General features: G+C 30.4%; 16 protein-coding genes and 1 tRNA gene. 3 read left to right on the forward strand and 14 right to left on the reverse strand.

The genetic code is table 11. From position 1 onward, the window contains the following. Positions 1 to 37: 37 nt before the first annotated feature. Positions 38 to 1,438, reverse strand: a complete 1,401-nt coding sequence (locus AJN69_RS06545) for a COG3400 family protein (protein WP_002880603.1) — start codon at positions 1,436 to 1,438, stop codon at positions 38 to 40. A gap of 29 nt (positions 1,439 to 1,467) precedes the next feature. On the opposite strand from AJN69_RS06545, the gene tgt reads away from it, so the two are divergent. The 3 genes from tgt to AJN69_RS06560 all read left to right on the forward strand — a co-directional run bounded on the left by tgt (position 1,468) and on the right by AJN69_RS06560 (position 3,487). After that, positions 1,468 to 2,589: a tRNA guanosine(34) transglycosylase Tgt gene (tgt, locus tag AJN69_RS06550; protein ID WP_002880602.1), complete on the forward strand. Its 1,122-nt coding sequence runs from the start codon at positions 1,468 to 1,470 to the stop codon at positions 2,587 to 2,589. A gap of 1 nt (position 2,590) precedes the next feature. After that, positions 2,591 to 3,358, forward strand: coding sequence for a magnesium transporter CorA family protein (locus tag AJN69_RS06555; RefSeq protein WP_002880601.1), 768 nt, complete (start codon positions 2,591 to 2,593; stop codon positions 3,356 to 3,358). 52 nt (positions 3,359 to 3,410) lie between these two features. Next, positions 3,411 to 3,487: transfer RNA gene (locus AJN69_RS06560), tRNA-Arg, on the forward strand. 2 nt (positions 3,488 to 3,489) lie between these two features. On the opposite strand, the gene AJN69_RS06565 is transcribed toward AJN69_RS06560, so the two are convergent. The 13 genes from AJN69_RS06565 to flgR are packed head-to-tail and all read right to left on the reverse strand — an operon-like array spanning position 3,490 to position 16,444. Continuing rightward, positions 3,490 to 3,939 carry a hypothetical protein gene (locus AJN69_RS06565; protein WP_083262299.1) on the reverse strand — a complete coding sequence of 150 codons (450 nt, stop codon included), beginning with the start codon at positions 3,937 to 3,939 and terminating at the stop codon, positions 3,490 to 3,492. Between the two features lie 15 nt (positions 3,940 to 3,954). Then, positions 3,955 to 7,200: a cytochrome c biogenesis protein gene (ccsA, locus tag AJN69_RS06570; protein ID WP_070288167.1), complete on the reverse strand. Its 3,246-nt coding sequence runs from the start codon at positions 7,198 to 7,200 to the stop codon at positions 3,955 to 3,957. Positions 7,201 to 7,217: 17 nt separating this feature from the next. Continuing rightward, on the reverse strand, positions 7,218 to 7,913 hold the full coding sequence (locus tag AJN69_RS06575) for an ABC transporter ATP-binding protein (protein WP_002881782.1): 696 nt from the start codon (positions 7,911 to 7,913) through the stop codon (positions 7,218 to 7,220). Further along, on the reverse strand, positions 7,900 to 8,670 hold the full coding sequence (locus tag AJN69_RS06580) for an ABC transporter ATP-binding protein (protein WP_002853599.1): 771 nt from the start codon (positions 8,668 to 8,670) through the stop codon (positions 7,900 to 7,902). The genes AJN69_RS06575 and AJN69_RS06580 overlap by 14 nt, the downstream gene beginning before the upstream one ends. Further along, positions 8,667 to 9,719: a branched-chain amino acid ABC transporter permease gene (locus AJN69_RS06585; protein WP_044779199.1), complete on the reverse strand. Its 1,053-nt coding sequence runs from the start codon at positions 9,717 to 9,719 to the stop codon at positions 8,667 to 8,669. Before AJN69_RS06585 ends, AJN69_RS06580 begins: the two co-directional genes overlap by 4 nt. Then, the gene (locus tag AJN69_RS06590) at positions 9,719 to 10,615 is read right to left on the reverse strand and encodes a branched-chain amino acid ABC transporter permease (RefSeq protein ID WP_002881774.1); all 897 of its coding nucleotides are present in this window, start codon (positions 10,613 to 10,615) and stop codon (positions 9,719 to 9,721) included. The genes AJN69_RS06585 and AJN69_RS06590 overlap by 1 nt, the downstream gene beginning before the upstream one ends. Before the next feature lie 18 nt (positions 10,616 to 10,633). Next, a complete protein-coding gene (locus AJN69_RS06595; RefSeq protein ID WP_070210231.1) occupies positions 10,634 to 11,743 on the reverse strand; it encodes an ABC transporter substrate-binding protein in 1,110 nt (369 codons plus the stop codon). Positions 11,744 to 11,764: 21 nt separating this feature from the next. Beyond that, complete coding sequence (locus AJN69_RS06600; RefSeq protein WP_002867160.1) at positions 11,765 to 12,880, reverse strand: ABC transporter substrate-binding protein; 1,116 nt, start codon at positions 12,878 to 12,880, stop codon at positions 11,765 to 11,767. A 30-nt stretch (positions 12,881 to 12,910) separates the two neighbouring features. Continuing rightward, positions 12,911 to 13,345 (reverse strand): c-type cytochrome, encoded by a 435-nt coding sequence (locus tag AJN69_RS06605; RefSeq protein WP_002853959.1) that lies wholly within the window; start codon positions 13,343 to 13,345, stop codon positions 12,911 to 12,913. Positions 13,346 to 13,353: 8 nt separating this feature from the next. Beyond that, complete coding sequence (locus AJN69_RS06610; protein WP_002861753.1) at positions 13,354 to 13,545, reverse strand: mini-MOMP protein; 192 nt, start codon at positions 13,543 to 13,545, stop codon at positions 13,354 to 13,356. A 51-nt stretch (positions 13,546 to 13,596) separates the two neighbouring features. Next, the gene (locus AJN69_RS06615) at positions 13,597 to 14,103 is read right to left on the reverse strand and encodes a YqhA family protein (RefSeq protein ID WP_002852919.1); all 507 of its coding nucleotides are present in this window, start codon (positions 14,101 to 14,103) and stop codon (positions 13,597 to 13,599) included. An 8-nt stretch (positions 14,104 to 14,111) separates the two neighbouring features. After that, complete coding sequence (locus tag AJN69_RS06620; protein ID WP_070288225.1) at positions 14,112 to 15,143, reverse strand: aspartate-semialdehyde dehydrogenase; 1,032 nt, start codon at positions 15,141 to 15,143, stop codon at positions 14,112 to 14,114. Further along, positions 15,143 to 16,444 carry a fla regulon two-component system response regulator gene (gene flgR / locus AJN69_RS06625; protein ID WP_002880734.1) on the reverse strand — a complete coding sequence of 434 codons (1,302 nt, stop codon included), beginning with the start codon at positions 16,442 to 16,444 and terminating at the stop codon, positions 15,143 to 15,145. The genes AJN69_RS06620 and flgR overlap by 1 nt, the downstream gene beginning before the upstream one ends. Positions 16,445 to 16,448: the final 4 nt, after the last annotated feature.

A 16,448-nucleotide genomic window follows, 5' to 3' on the forward strand; every position in this document is an offset into this window, starting at 1 on the left:
TCTTTTTGCGTTTATTCTATCACATTTAATTAATTATTTATTCTACTGGTATGAAAAGTTGGTAATTTTGTCTCATTTTATAATAATGTCTATTTAAATTTGTACTTAAATTTCTGCCAAAATCTCTATTTAGTAATTCTTTTTGAAAACTCACAAATTGTAACAAATCTTCGCGATATTGCAAATTTAAAAGAGGGTTTTCATCATTTTTATTAATAATTTGTATATTTTTATCATAAAGCTTAGATAAACTTCTAAAATACTCCTCCATATCTGTAGTATTTTGAGAATTTGGATTATAATAATATAAAATAACTCCAAAATCAAGCTGTTTGCTTAAATCAGTAATGACATTTGCATTGTTTTCAAGTTCGCTCTCATCGGCACTTAAAATAATCGCTTCTTTAAGCTCATCAAAAGAAGCTTCACCCACTTTCATAATAGGAATTTTTAAATCAAAAAAAGCTTGTTTTTCTTTCTCAAAATTTTTTATATCGGTTACAACTAATCCTATATCATTATTTTGCAACCATGTGGAAATTTGTTTAAAATCCGTGTTGAAATAATCAAAAAACACACCTTCTTTATCCTCAGAAAGTTTTTTTAATTTTTCATACATTACCCCTAATTTAGGATTGATAACATGTATAAAAAATCTTTTTGCATTGCTTTTTTGAGCTAATTTTAAAGTAGTATCAAGCACTCTTTCTTGCATATTTTGATTCATATTTTTCATATCAATTAAAGCAAAAACATTACTTCCAAAAGGCATAGGAAATTGCCCTGCTTTGCCTCTTATATTATGAAAAATACTTTGTAAAACAACAGGATCTCCAACGATCAAAATGCTATCATTTGGCTCTAAAACAAAAGATGGTTTTACAAAATAAATCTTAGAATTTCTATAAATAAGGACTATGCGCCACCTTTTTTGTTGTATTGAACTTATGTGCCTATAAGCAAAAATAGATCCTGCTGGAATTTTTACTTCCATAATCTCTCCAACCCCAAGTCCTATATACTGAGCTGTTAAAGCAATATCTGGTAAAAAATCCATAAATCTACGGCTTAAAGTCATTCTAGCATCAGCTAAATTTGCATGAGTATCATTAACACTTAACCCCCAAAAATCCATTATTTCTATTTCTAAATTTGGATTTAAAGAGCGCAAAGCCTCATAACTTTTTTTAGTTTCAAATTCATCTTGCATATAAATAAAAGCCTGTTTAAAATCTTTACTCATAATATTTTCAAGACGCGCTGTGCTTGTAGGATCAAAATAATGCAAGTCAATATACTCACTAGAAATATTTAAGTTATTTTTTTCACTATTTTGACACACTACTGTAAAAAAGTAACCTAAGCCTTTTTCAAAACAAAGCCTTTCTAAGAAATGCTTTGCTAAAATACCGTCTATTATAATTAAAATATTATTCATTTTAAACTCCAAAAAGGAAATTATAACAAATGGAATTTAAATTAAAGCATAAAGATGGAATGGCAAGGGTTTGTGAAATCGCTACCGCACACAGCACTTTTTTAACCCCTATTTTTATGCCTGTTGGCACAGTAGGAGCGGTTAAAAGTCTTGATGCTAATGATATGAAAAACGAGCTTGATGCAAAAATTATTTTAGCAAATACCTATCACATGTACTTGCGTCCAACTTCCAAAGTGGTAAAAGATTTTGGAGGTTTGCATGGTTTTACGAAATTTGATAGAAGTTTTTTAACCGATAGCGGTGGTTTTCAAGCTTTTTCTTTAAGTAAAAATTCCAAACATTTTAATGAAGGTATAGAATTTAAAAGTCACATCGATGGGAGTCGTCATCTTTTTACTCCAAAAAGTGTTTTAGATACTCAATATGATTTTAACTCTGATATTATGATGATTTTAGATGATTTAGTAGCCCTACCCGCAACCAAAGAAAGGGTTAAAATTTCTGTTGATCGTACTATACTTTGGGCAAAAGAGGCTATTACTTATCATAAAAATATGCAAAATAAAGGTATAGGTATAGGGCAAAATATTTTTGGTATTATTCAAGGTGGTACAAATTATGAAGAAAGAAAGCGTTGTGCTTTAAGTTTAAACGAAATGCCATTTGATGGTTTAGCTATAGGCGGGCTTAGCGTGGGAGAAGAAAATACCTTAATGTATGAAACAGTGCAAAATTTAAACCCTTATCTAGATGAAAATCGTCCGAGATATTTAATGGGCGTAGGAACTCCTGAAGATTTAATAGAAAATGTTGAGCGAGGGGTAGATATGTTTGACTGCGTGATGCCAACTAGAAATGCAAGAAATGGAACATTTTTCACAAGTTTTGGAAAATTTAATATCAAAAAAGCAGAATTTATCAATGATCATGAAGCTATAGATCCTGTTTGCTCATGTTATACTTGTCGTAATTGTTCAAGGGGTTATTTAAACCATCTTTTTAAAGCTAAAGAACTTACTTTTTTTCGTTTGGCAAGTTTGCACAATCTACATTATTATCTTGAACTTACAAGAAAGATGCGTGAAGCAATTTTGAATAATTCTTTTACACAATTTAAAAGAAATTTTTATCACTTAAGAGGCAAATAAAATGCTAGAACTACACGAAAATCTAAAAAAAATCCTACAAGCAAAGAATTTAGAAACTTTCTATAGTGAAATTTATGGACAAAAAATTTTTGTTTATGTGGGATTAAATTTGGAAACTTGGCTTTTTAATGATGAAAAAATTTATAAACTTCAAAATGAAGAATTTAAGCTTTCTAGCATAGAAGAATTTTCAAATTTTATTAAATCCATTTTAGAAGATTTTAAAGTACAAAATACTCATTTTCAAAATCTTTTAGAACACAAAGAAGGTATTATCTTAAAAGGTGGTTTTGTTAAAAATTTTTACAAAAAATCCTTTGTGTTAAGACAAAAAATCAACAAAAATCTAAAGCAAATTAATCTTCTAAGCGAAGCTTTCAATCTTTTGCTTAGTGAACAAGCACAATACAAAAAACATTTAAAAATTTTAAATTTATCCATCGGCATCTTAAGCAAAAACACCAAAGAACATCTAGCAAGAGTTGATACTCTTTATGCATTAACAAGTGCAATTAAAAATGAAAAAATGAATAAAAGTATTTATCTTTTAAGTATACTTTCTTCTATTTTCTTGCCTTTAAATTTGATCGTAGGATTTTTTGGAATGAATACTAATAATCTTTTTTTCAAAGATAGCCCTTATGGTACACTTTATATTTTTTCTTTGATTTGCTGTATTTTGATTGTAGGTTTTATATTTTATCATTCAAAAAAGACTAAAGAATTTGATTTAGATGAAGGTAAAAAAGCTAAAAAACAAACAAAATAAGCAAAATTTTGCTTATTTTAAGAATATTTATATATAATTTTAACTTATTTTTGCGCTCATAGCTCAGCTGGATAGAGCATTTGATTGCGGTTCAAAAGGCCAGAGGTTCGAATCCTCTTGAGCGCACCATATTATTTATCTTCTTTAATTTTTCTTTTAGCTAATCCCATATGCTCGTAAGCATCAATTTCTTTTTTGTAAGATCCAGAAATTTTCTTAAGTTCTTTATTTAAGTAACTGACTGTTTGTGCACTTGCATTAATATTTGCAGCCAAAGCAGAAACAAATTCTAGTTTCTTTTTTGTTGCTTCATCTAATTCTTTAGAAGTTTTTGAACCAAGTTTATGTGTCTGCACATAAAGTTTGGCAAGTTCTTTTAATTCAACATCTGTTAGCTTAACATCGGAAGCAGCAACTATCATTTTATCTAAGTCTGTATCAAATTTTTTAGTCTTTTCAGCTATATGCTGCTTTTGGCTAGTTTTTTGCTTTTTAACTGTTTTTTTGCCATCACTTGTAATAAGATAAGCAATTATGCCTAAAAACAATAAAAGCGCTAAAGCAGCACAAAAAATAACCAAAAAAATATGGCTCATTTAAAGTTTGCCCACAAAATTTCGATTCCTTCTTGCAAAAAGAGCTAAAACCACCATCAACGCAAATCCCCAATAAACATAATTAGGAATTTGAGCCGCTTCGCCTGCAGCGTAAGAATGAAGTCCTGTTAAAAAGTAATTTACTCCAAAATAAGTCATAATAATAACCCAATAAGCAAACATACTCCATAAAGCAAACACAAATTGATTACAATATTTTGGAATCATTCTAAGATGCAAAATTGCTGCATAAACCAAAATGCTAACTAAAGCCCAAGTTTCCTTAGAATCCCAACTCCAATATCTCCCCCAACTTTCATTTGCCCAAATTGCACCTAAAAAATTTCCTACAGTAAGCAAACAAAGTCCAAAAATCATTGCCATTTCATTAATTCTTGTAGCCTCTGTAATATTTCTCAAAATATTAAGATTATATTTTCCATCTTTCTTAAGAAAACACATTAAGAACAGTGTAAAGATACCAAGTAAGGCACAAAGTCCTAAAAATCCATAACTAGCAGTAATAACAGATACATGAATACTAAGCCAATAAGAATTGAGCACAGGAACAAGATTTGTAATTTGCGGATTCATTTCACTTAAATGTGCAACCATTAATACAACACCGGATAAAATAGAAGTTAATGACAAGGCTATAGGACTTTTTCTAGAGAAAAATATACCCGATAAAGACAATGCCCAAGCTATATACACCATACTTTCATAGCCATTACTCCATGGAGCATGACCTGATAAATAAGCACGAAGTCCAAGACCTACTGTATGAATTACAAAAGCTAAAACATTTAAAACATATACCACTTTAAATATAAAAGAGATTTTTAAATTCGGTACGACCATTTTAGAAAAAACAAGAATCAAAAGTAAAAAACCCGCAATTAAATATACAGGAGCGAGTTTAACGAAAATTTCAGCCTTATTAGAAAAAATTTCCATTTCAACCTTGGTTTTACTAGGCATGACTTTATATCCTATTTTTTCTTGATATTCTTTGATAAATTTCAAGCCTTCATCAGCTCTAGTCCAATTACCATCTTTAAAAGCATTTTCCACGGCGCTAAAATAATTCTGTATTAAAGCCAAAACAATATGCCCTTCATCCCCCTTAAGAGTAGTTACAGCAGAAAAAGGTGCAAGCCAAACATTATTTGGATTATTTTGAACAGGAATAAATTTAAATAATTCACCACTAAAAACTAAATTTACAACATTAGCTCTTTCATCTAGTTTTATAATTTCATTATCAAAAACTCCTCTTGCATTTGGGTTTTTACGATTTGCATTTTCAACATATTTTTGAAGTTTATATCGGTTATTCTCATCAAAGAAATCTTTATAAGAAATATATTTAGCGCTAGGAATTTCTAAAATATTTGCAATAGCATCACGAACTGCTTGATTTTGTGGCATTAAAATAAAAGGTTCTATTTGCCATTTATCTACATCAACGAGCATGGAAAGCATAACAGCGTTAGAATTTTGACCCTTATAGCTATCACTTTGATGAATTTTTTCTAAAATTTCTCTTGATAGCGTATCAAAAGGCACCATTCTTCCATCTGCTGATTTTTGAACTATTAAAGTAGCAAGAGCTTTAGCATGATTAGTATTTACCACAGGTAAGGTTGAATTTAAATCTTGAGCAAAAGTCTTTTCAGAACCAAAAGATAGCAATAAAATAAAAATAATCACACTTGCATGTTTTAAAGTGTCTTTATTAATTAATCTTGCCAAAGTTCTAAATCTAGAATGTGGATTTAAAAAATTCATAAACATTCCAAGACAAAGCAAAAAATAACCTATATAAGTTGGTATTTTGCCTGGATCTTTATTTACAGATAAAACAGTCCCTTTTTCATCTTGATCATAAGAACTTTGATAAAATCTATAGCCATCATAATCTAAAACATTATTCATAAAAATTCTATAATCAAAATTTTCATTATTATTTTTTACGGTAATTTCACTTGCATAAGAAGCTGGAGACATAGAGCCTGGATAACGATCTAATACAAAATCTCTCAAATAAATATCAAAAGGCAATTGTTCATAAGAAAGCGCCCAAGAAATAAAGAATTTTTGACCCGCAAGTTCTATCATAATAGGTTTATTATATTCAAAAATATAAAATTCTTTACTTTCATTTTTATAGCTTAATTCTAATTTTAAAGCATTAGAGCCAGTTAATTCTAAGTTTTTATTCTCATTGCTTAAGGCAAAATCTTTAAAATGCAATAATAAAGAATTTTTCCAATTTTGAGGCTCGCCAAAAGTAGAAATCAACATAGTTCTACCCACTTCCAACCAAGCAGATTTGAACCATAACCAAAAACTTTCATCTTGAGGTCTATTGGAGCCTTCTAAAGCTTCTTGCGCATGCAAAGAAGCAGCTTTAACTACAAAACTAATATCATTAATTTCATAAAGCCTTCTTTCCTTAGCATTTGCCTTTTCTCCAATTTTAAGGTCTAAATTTTGTCCATCTAACATACTTAAAAAATGTAAGTTTTCACTTGAACTTAAAGTTAAATTTTCATCAATTTTTACAAAAGGTGCTTTAACATTATCATTCATAAAAGCAAAGTTAACCCCTTCTATATTCTTAACTTCACCTTTTTCAAATTTAACATCAACACCTTGAGATCCTTTTTGAGAAAGCATCAAAACCAATAAAGGATCAGAATTATTATTTTCTTTATAAGTATAATGAGCATTTAAAATTAAATCTTTATATTTTAATACAGCTTGATCATCACCTAAATTAAGTTTTAATTTAAAAGAATTAGCAAAAGGCAAATTTCCTATATAACGATCATTAACCGCACTATAGCGTTCTCCATCTTTTATAGCAGAAATGCGCAAAGAAGTCTTAGAACTTTCTATAAGTGAATTTTGAGTATGCTCTCTAATAGGTAAAATACCTTCAAAACCAGCATATCTTGTCATTGCAGAACCCACTAAAATAAATAAAAAAGAAATATGAAAAATCATTAAAGGCAATCTTTTAAGCCCAAACATTTTATAACGAAACATCCCGCATAGTAAATTAATACCAAGTAAAAGTTGTATATATTCAAACCAAAAAGTATCATAAACCATTGCCCAAGCCGTAGGAGTTCCATAAGCACTTTCAATAAAAGTTGCCAAAGCACAAAAAAGCGCGAAAAGCAAAAACAATACAACCGAAACTCTTAAATCCCCTATGCTTTTTATTATATTTTTCATTCTTTTTCCTTTAAATTTTAAAGCCCTAAATATTTCTTTCTAATCTCATCATCACCTATTAAATTTTTAGCCTCGTTTTCCATTACAATGCGACCATTTTCCAAAACATAAGCATAATCACTTATTTTTAATGCAGAATAAGCATTTTGCTCTACCAAAAGAATAGTTATACCCTCTTCTTTTAAACGCACAATAATATCAAAAACTTCGCCCACAATCTTTGGAGCAAGTCCCAAAGAAGGCTCATCCAACATCAAAAGTTTTGGTTCACTCATTAAAGCCCTTGAAATCGCAAGCATTTGCGCTTCCCCTCCACTCAATGTTCCAGCTAAAGCATGCTTTTTACTTGCAAGTCTTGGAAAAAGTTTATACATTTGCTCTCTTAAATGCTCATAATTTTCAGCATTATTAAAAGCACCTATTTTTAAATTTTCCTCTACGCTTAAATTAATAAAAACACGCCTTCCTTCAGGAACTAAAGCTATACCTTTTTGAACTAAAGTATGAGTTAAATGCCTTTTAGTATCATAACCTAAGAAATTAACCCCACCAGTTCTTTTAACTGAGTTTAAAAGCGCATTTAAAGTTGAAGTTTTACCTGCTCCATTTGAACCTATAAGAGAAACAATATGACCTGTTTCCACTTTAAAATCAATCCCTTTAACAGCTTCAATTAATCCATAATAAACATGCAAATCTTTAACTATTAGCATCAAAATCCCCTAAATACGCAGCAATTACTTCTTTATGATTTACAGCATCGCAAAGTTTACCTTCAAAAATTGTTTTTCCATAATCAAGCACCAATACGCGATCGCACAATTTATTTACAAATTTCATGTCATGCTCTATAAGCAAAACGCTAATTTTATAATCTTTTCGTAATTTAAAAATGAGCTCAGCAAGTTCATCGCTCTCGGAGCTATTCATCCCAGCGGCTGGCTCATCAAGCAATAACAATCTTGGCTGAGTAGCCATTGCTCTTGCAATCTCAACTTTTCTTTGTTGTCCATAACTCAAGCTAGTAGCCTTTTCATAGGCAAATTCTGCAATACCAAGTTCTTCTAATATTGCATAAGCCTTCTCTTTAAATACTTGTTCTATTTTTCCAAAACGCCCTAAATGCAAAAAGGCTTCAAAAATATTATATTTCATTTGTTTATTAAAACCAATAAGAACATTTTCAAGCACATTCATGCTTGAAAAAAGCCTAATATTTTGAAATGTTCTAGCTATTCCTAAATGCACAATCTTATGAGGTTTTAAGTGATCAATTCTTTCTCCTAGAAATTCAACCGAACCTGAACTAGGTTTATAGTTACCTGTTATAATATTAAAAAGAGTTGTTTTGCCAGCCCCATTAGGTCCAATTAAAGCAAAAATTTCACCCTCATTGATTTTAAAAGAAGTTTCATTAATAGCCTTAACACTACCAAAACTTTTTGAAATTTGTTTTAATTCCAAAATCATTTTTCACTCCTTTTAAAACGCTTTTTAATCCCTCTAATCACATCACTCAACTCATAATAACCCATTATGCCTTTTCTTGCAAAAAGCATTACTAAAATCAGAACAATAGAAAAAACAACCATTCTAAGCCCTGGCGTTGATTGGATATCAAGATTTAAAGAATCTATTTTTATATTTAACTCATCTAAAAATCTAAGCCACTCGCTTCCACCAATAACCAATATCGCACCTATGATAGCACCTGTAGTAGAACCAAGTCCACCCAAAACAATAATAATCAAAAGCTGGAAAGTAAGTAAAAAATCAAATTGAGTTGGAGATACGGTAGTCAACAGACAGGCTAAAAGTCCACCACCTACACCTTCTAAAAATGCTGAAGTGCCAAAAGCTAAAGTTTTTATCCAAAAAGTATTTATTCCCATGGCACTTGCAGCATCTTCATCATCTCTTATAGCCTTCATTGCACGACCATATTTAGAATAAACTATATTTAAAATTAAAATAACCGCTACAATAGCAATACCACCTGTCCAATAGATCGTGGAAAATTGTGGAATATCTACCAGTCCTCTTGAGCCATTAGTAATAGAAGGAAAATTAATAGCAGCTATTTTAATAATTATTCCAAAGCCTAAAGTTACAATAGCTAAATAATCCCCTCTCACGCGAAATACAGCAAAAGCTAAAATCAGGGCAAGCAAAGATGAACAAATTCCAGCTACAATTAAAGCTAGAATAAAGGAATTTGAATGGATAGCTAAAATAAAAGAACTAGGACCATCTAAAAAAAACTGATCATTTTTTGCATCAGCACTTAAAAGAACTAAAGCAGCTGCATAAGCTCCAATCGCAACAAATCCATTGGGTTCTAGTGAAAATTGTCCAGTTACACCATTAATAAGGTTGTAACTCACAGCCAAAATAATAAAAATAGCAATTTGATTAACAATGTTTAATCCATAGTCCCCAAAAATATAAGGAGAAATGAAAATAAAAATAATTGAAGCAATTAAAAAGATTAAATGTGAAACCTTAATTTTAACCATCATTAAAACCTACTCTTTTCAAAATTTATACCTAAAATTCCCGTAGGCCTAAATAACAATATAAACACCAAAAAAATAAAAGCAAATGCATCTTTAAAGCCTGATAAATCTGGGAAAAAAGCCACAACAACAACTTCAGTAAATCCTATAATAAGTCCACCCAAAACTGCACCTACTACAGAACCTATACCTCCTAAAACGGCAGCAGCAAAAGCTTTCAAACCTATTAAAGTTCCCATAGTAGGTTCAACAGAGTAATAATTTGCAGCCCAAAAAACACCTCCAACTGCTGCCAAAGCTGAACCTAGGGCAAAAACTATAGCAATAATACGATTTGCATCTATACCCATTAAATTTACTGTTTGTATATCAAATGCTAAAGCACGAATAGCTATACCATATTTGCTTTTATACAAAATCCATAACACTGCTATTAAAATAACAAATGTAAGAGCAGGAACCATTAAAGAACCATAAGTTGTTATCACTCCACCAAAATTAACACTTTCCTCAAAATAACTTGGCGGTGTAAAAGTTCTAGGTGTTGAAGTAAAAAGCATATTAAAAAGATTTTGCAAGAAAAAACTAATACCAATTGCTGTAATCAACAATGAAATTCTAGGAGCCTGTCTTAAAGGTTTATAAGCAATTCTATCTGTAGCCATTCCAACACAGGCAGCAAAAATCATTGCTAAAGATAAAGCTCCTAGAAAAGGAACATTTAGGTTAGTCATGCAAAAAAGAGCTGCATAAGCACCAACCATCATAATATCGCCGTGAGCAAAATTAATAAGTCTTAACACACCATAAACCATAGTATAGCCAACAGCAATAAGGGCATACATACTACCCAAACTAAGCCCATTAACAAGTTGTTGTAAAAATAAAGTAGAATCCATAATCTTTCTATTTTTCCTTTAAGGATTGATAATATCTTTATAATTTTGCTTTTGATTTTTAATTTCTTTAACCACTACAGAACGAGTTGCATTTCCTGTTTGATCAATGCTAATAACACCAGAAACACCTTGATAATTTTTAGTTTGGTGAATTTTTTCATTGACGCACTTACTAGTAAGATTATCAACGCAAGCATTCATAGCATTTAGCATTACAAAATACGCATCAGCACCCATAGCCGAAAAATTTGGAACTTCTTTTGTTCCTTTAGCTTTTTCATAAACACTGATAAATTCTTTGCTTAATTTTGTAGTTGGATTATTAGCATCAAAACTATCTGTGAAAATATAACCCTCGCTTGCATCTCCAGCTAAACTAATAAAAGTTTGATCAGCAACTCCATCTGCAGAGCCCATAGGAATATTTAAACCTGCGAGTTTTGATTGTCTTGCAAATAAAGAAGCTTCACTATAATAAAGCGGTAAAAAAATAAATTCTGGATTTAAACTTTTAACTTGAGCTACAATAGCTCTAAAATCTTTATCACCTGAATTAACTCTTAAAATTCTAAGAATTTGACCGCCATTAGACTTGTACTGTTTTTCAAAAGCTTTTGCTAAACCTAAGGAATAGTCAGTGCTTTGATCTACTACAATAACAGCACTTTTGTAATTAAGTTTTGAAAAAACATATTTTGCTAAAGATGAACCTTGAAAACTGTCCATAAAACATACTCGAGAAGAATATATTTTTTTATCAAGCAATCTATCACCAGTTGCAGCAGGAGCGATCAATGGAATTTTATTATCTTCTGCTACGCGCATAACTTGCAATGTATTAGCAGTAACCATTTCCCCTATAAGACCTATAACTTTATCTTGAGAAATTAAACGATTTGCTCCACTCGAAGATTCTAATTTATCACCCTTAGTATCAATAATAGCAAGAGAAACCTTATTTCCATTACTTAAAGTTGATTGCATTGAATTTGCAAGTTTAATCCCTTCTAGTGCACTTTGTCCATATGCTGCAGTAGCTCCGCTAAGCGGTAAAACAACTCCTATTTTGACTTCCGCAGCACTTAAACTTAAACTTAGAATACTTGCTAAAATTAAACTTTTTTTCATTCTCTACCTTTATTTTAATAATTATGGATTTATAATTGTTTTATAATTTTGTTTTTGATTTTGAATTTCTTTAATCACAACAGAACGAATAGCATTACCGCTTTCATCTATGCTAATCACACCACCAACAGCTTGAAAATCTTTAGTTTGATGAATTTTACTATTAATACATTCGCTGCTAAGATTATCAACGCAAGCATTCATAGCATTTAACATTACAAAATACGCATCAGCCCCCATAGCCGAAAATGCTGGAAGTTCTTTTGTTCCTTTAACTTTCTCATAAGCTGCAACAAAATCTTTTCCTAATTGTGTAGATGGATTGTTATAATCAAAACTATCAGTGAAAATTACTCCATTAACAGCACTCCCGCCAAGATCTATAAAAGTTTGATTATTAACACCATCTCCTGCTGCTAAAAGTTTATCAAAACCAATTTGTCTTGCTTGTCTCGCAATTAAAGCAGCTTCAGGATGATAAATAGGCATATAAACAAAATCAGGATTTAAACTCTTAAGTTGAGAAACCACAGCTCTAAAATCTTTATCTCCTGAATTAATAACAAGTTTTTTTATAATTTTCCCACCATTATTCTTAAAAGAATTTTCAAAAGCTCTTGCCAAACCTAAAGAATAAACATTGCTTTGATCTATGATGATAACAGCATTTTTAAGCCCTAAATCCTTAGATACATAAGTAGCAAATTTATCTCCTTGAAAACTGTCTTTAAAACAAACTCTACTTGCATATTTCTTTTTATCTAGCAATTTATCTCCAGATGCCACTGGAGCTATTAGGGGAATTTTTTTCTCTTCTGCTATAGAAATAGCTTGAATAGTATTTGGAGTTGTAGCTTCACCAATAATCCCAAGGACTTTATCTGTTGCTATTAAACGATTAACTCCGTTTGAAGTTTCAAGCTTATCTCCTTTTGTATCTATTGTGATAAGTTTAATAACATCTCCATTTGAAAGTTTTGGTTGTAGCTTATTAGCCAGTTCAATTCCGTTAAAAACATCTTGCCCATAAGCTGCCACAGTTCCAGTTAAAGGTAAAACTACTCCTATATTAATATCCTTAGCATATAAGCAATTTACCATAGTTAAAACACTTAAAGTTAAAGTTAGTTTTTTCATAGCATTCCTTTTAATTATAGTTTTTACATTTTATTTTAGAAATATATTATGTTTTGTTTTTTGCGCAGGTTCTTCTTCAAGAAGGTCTTTTACTTGCAAATCAAGCGCAAAATTTCCACCTTTAATATAAGCAATAATATTATCTATATCCTCGTGGCTTAAATTTCTAGCATAAAAAGCCATTTGAGAAGCTGTTGTAGAACTGCTACTATCAAGAGTATAACCTATCAAAGCTCCTTTAATATCCTCAGGAGACATATCTTTTAAAATTCTAGATCCTATAACACTCTTTTCAGCATTATCTCCATGGCAAGTATTGCATTTATTTTGAAAATACAAAGCCTTCGCTTTTTCCATATCATATTGCTTATTTGCATCAAAGGTATAAGTAAAAAATGATTTCAAGTTAATACCAAAAAGCGCAACAACAAATATTGAACTAATAAACAACCATCGTATAATCATGATTTTCCTTATTTTATTGTAATTTCCGTTTGTGTTTTATTTTGATATCTATGTGTTTTTTTGTTGTATTTTTTTTCTTTTTTAATATCATAGCGATAACGAACAGTCCCTGAAACTTCTATATCTTTAAAGACTTCATCTAACGGAGCTGCAAAAACAAAATGATTTAAAATCATACCAATTAAAAACATTTTTTTCATTTTTATTCTTTAAACACAAAAAACGATTATATCAAAAAAAGATAATCCTTGTTAATGACCACCTTTATGTAAAAAATAAAGTCCTACACAAAGAGCTAAAATCGATCCAGCAAGAAAAGCCATATCCACAGGAGTAGCAAATTTCATCTGTAAAACCCTTTGAAAGAAATTTACCACTAAGACCATAATGATAACTTTTGCAAGCTTGTCTTTTAATTGATCTAAGCTATGCACCTCTAAAACCTTGCTTTGTTTTGTTTGTTTAAATTCTTCTATTTCACTGATAAAAAGCTCATAAACTCCAAAAGAAAAAATAAACAAAACTAAAGCCATAAGATAAAGATCAACAGCTCCTATAATCAAAGCCACCACATCCTCATGCAAATCCACATTAGAACCTGCATCAAAAAAATAATTATAAGTATAAAATATAACTTTTAAAACATCATAACTTGCAATAAAAAACAATACAAAAGCTCCAATTAAACCAAAAATTACGGGTAAAATTGTAACAATACGACTTCTAACAAGTAAAGATTCAAATATTTTCTCTAACATTTTTTTCCTTATTTATTTTTTAATTCTAACCATTTTTTCGCAATACGCACAGCGTTTGTTGCAGCACCTACACGAATTTGATCTGCCACACACCAAAGATGGAGTATTTTTTTATCATACATGTCAGCGCGAATTCTTCCTACATAAGTTTCATTAGTATCGCTAGTCATTAAAGGCATAGGGTATTTTTTATTTTTAGGATCATCTATGACAACAACACTTGGTGCTTTTTCTAAAATTTCTTTAGCTTTTTTTACATCTATTTCTTTTTCAAAATGCATAGTAATGGCTTCGCTATGACTTCTTAAAACAGGCACTCTTACACAAGTTGCTGAAACTTCTAAATTTTTATGTAAAATTTTTTGAGTTTCATTGACCATTTTAAGTTCTTCTTTAGTGTAATCATTATCCATAAAAACATCAATTTGTGGAATAAGATTAAGTGCTAAAGTATAAGGAAAAGTTTGAGGTTCAAATTCATCAAGTTTAAAAGCAAAAAAACTTTGCATGGCTTCAACCAATTCTTGCATTCCTTCTTTTCCTGCTCCACTTGCAGCCTGATAGGTACTTACATCAACACGCTTTAAATTAAATGCATCATTTAAAGGTTTTAAAACTTGTACCATTTGTATAGTAGAACAATTTGGATTAGCAATAATCCCTGTTTTTTTCCAATCTTTAATATCCTCAGGATTGCATTCAGGAACCACCAAAGGAACATCTTTTTCCATTCTAAAATGACTTGTATTATCAATAACAACAGCACCCGATTCTACTGCAAATTTAGCATATTTTTCACTCACACTTCCACCTGCGCTAAAAAAAGCAATATCAATAGGATTTTCTTTAAATACATTTTCGGTAAGTTCTTTGACTTTATAAGTTTTGCCTTTAAATTCTACTTCACTACCTACACTTTTTGCACTTGCTAAAGGTAAAATACTCTCCACTGGAAAATCAAATTCATCTAAAACATTTAAAAGCTCTTCCCCAACCGCACCAGTAGCACCCACAATGGCTATTTTTTGTTTTTTTGACATTACTTATCCTTTATTTGATATTTTTTAATTTTTTCATTTAAAATTTTTATATCCATACCTAAAATTTGAGAAGCTTGATCCTTGTCATAATCTACACTTAAAAGAACTTCACAAATCAATTCTTTTTCTAAATTCTTTACATCTTTTTTTATACTTCTAGCTTCTAAGAACAAATCTTCACTTGAAATTTCATCATTTTCACTTAAAATACAAGCTCTTTGTACAACGGATATTAATTCTCTAATATTACCAGGAAAATCATATTCAAGTAAAGCATTTTTAGCTTCTTGGCTGAGCTGTTTTTCCTTAAAATCATATTCTTTACAAGTATCTTCTAAAACCTTTTGAGCTATACCCAAAACTTCTTCTTTACGCTCTCTTAAAGGCGGAATATTAATAGGAACAGTGTTTAAACGATAATATAAATCTGAACGAAATTCGCCATTTTTTATTTTTTCATCTAAATTTGCATTAGTTGCACTGATAATTCTTACATCTATTTTGATGTTTTTCGTACTTCCAAGTCGTGTGATTTCTTTTTCTTGCAAAGCTCTTAAAAGTTTGGCTTGAATTTCATAAGGCATTTCGCCAATTTCATCTAAAAACAAAGTACCCTCATTAGCCATTTCAAAAAGCCCTATTTTAGTTGCATTGGCATCAGTAAAAGCACCTTTTTCAAAACCAAAAAGCTCACTTTCAATCAAATTTGCAGGAATGGCTGCCATATTAATAGCAACAAAAGGCTTATTAGAGCGTTTAGAATGGGTGTGAATATAACGAGAAAATACCTCTTTTCCTACTCCACTCTCTCCAAAAAACATTACAGAGGCATCAGTTTTAGCCGCTTTTTGACTTAAATTTAATGTTTTTTCTAAATTAGGAGAAGTTGAAAAAAAATCTTTATTTTCTTCTTTTTTTTCATTTTTTTTGCTTTTTTTATCGGCTGTTTTTTCTCTTATGATTTTAGCACGCTTAATAGCCTCGACTAAAGTATCAACATCAAAAGGCTTGGTTAGAAAATCTTTTACTCCCAAACGAACCGCTTCTATAGCACGGTTTAAAGTAGCATTTCCTGTCATAATAATAAAATCATATTTATTTTCACAGGCTTTAACAAATTCTATGCCATCAATTCCTGGCATATTAATATCTGTAATAATCAAATCTGTATTCTCATCTATTTTTTTTAAAGCCTCAGTGGCAGATTTATAAGATTTAATATTAAATTCTTCATACTCTGCTAATGCAATTTCTAAGGATTTACGCATATTAATATCATCTTCTACTATGACTAAATTCATCCTA

This window comes from Campylobacter sp. BCW_4338 (genome assembly GCF_001763255.1).
GTDB lineage: Bacteria > Campylobacterota > Campylobacteria > Campylobacterales > Campylobacteraceae > Campylobacter_D > Campylobacter_D jejuni.

Bases quoted from the DNA above. Each gene is read 5' to 3' on its own strand.
- AJN69_RS06545 (WP_002880603.1), bottom strand. From the start codon at position 1,438: ATGAATAATATTTTAATTATAATAGACGGTATTTTAGCAAAGCATTTC.
- tgt (WP_002880602.1), top strand. From the start codon at position 1,468: ATGGAATTTAAATTAAAGCATAAAGATGGAATGGCAAGGGTTTGTGAA.
- AJN69_RS06555 (WP_002880601.1), top strand. From the start codon at position 2,591: ATGCTAGAACTACACGAAAATCTAAAAAAAATCCTACAAGCAAAGAAT.
- ccsA (WP_070288167.1), bottom strand. From the start codon at position 7,200: ATGAAAAATATAATAAAAAGCATAGGGGATTTAAGAGTTTCGGTTGTA.
- AJN69_RS06575 (WP_002881782.1), bottom strand. From the start codon at position 7,913: ATGCTAATAGTTAAAGATTTGCATGTTTATTATGGATTAATTGAAGCT.
- AJN69_RS06580 (WP_002853599.1), bottom strand. From the start codon at position 8,670: ATGATTTTGGAATTAAAACAAATTTCAAAAAGTTTTGGTAGTGTTAAG.
- AJN69_RS06585 (WP_044779199.1), bottom strand. From the start codon at position 9,719: ATGATGGTTAAAATTAAGGTTTCACATTTAATCTTTTTAATTGCTTCA.
- AJN69_RS06590 (WP_002881774.1), bottom strand. From the start codon at position 10,615: ATGGATTCTACTTTATTTTTACAACAACTTGTTAATGGGCTTAGTTTG.
- AJN69_RS06595 (WP_070210231.1), bottom strand. From the start codon at position 11,743: ATGAAAAAAAGTTTAATTTTAGCAAGTATTCTAAGTTTAAGTTTAAGT.
- AJN69_RS06600 (WP_002867160.1), bottom strand. From the start codon at position 12,880: ATGAAAAAACTAACTTTAACTTTAAGTGTTTTAACTATGGTAAATTGC.
- AJN69_RS06605 (WP_002853959.1), bottom strand. From the start codon at position 13,345: ATGATTATACGATGGTTGTTTATTAGTTCAATATTTGTTGTTGCGCTT.
- AJN69_RS06610 (WP_002861753.1), bottom strand. From the start codon at position 13,545: ATGAAAAAAATGTTTTTAATTGGTATGATTTTAAATCATTTTGTTTTT.
- AJN69_RS06615 (WP_002852919.1), bottom strand. From the start codon at position 14,103: ATGTTAGAGAAAATATTTGAATCTTTACTTGTTAGAAGTCGTATTGTT.
- AJN69_RS06620 (WP_070288225.1), bottom strand. From the start codon at position 15,143: ATGTCAAAAAAACAAAAAATAGCCATTGTGGGTGCTACTGGTGCGGTT.
- flgR (WP_002880734.1), bottom strand. From the start codon at position 16,444: ATGAATTTAGTCATAGTAGAAGATGATATTAATATGCGTAAATCCTTA.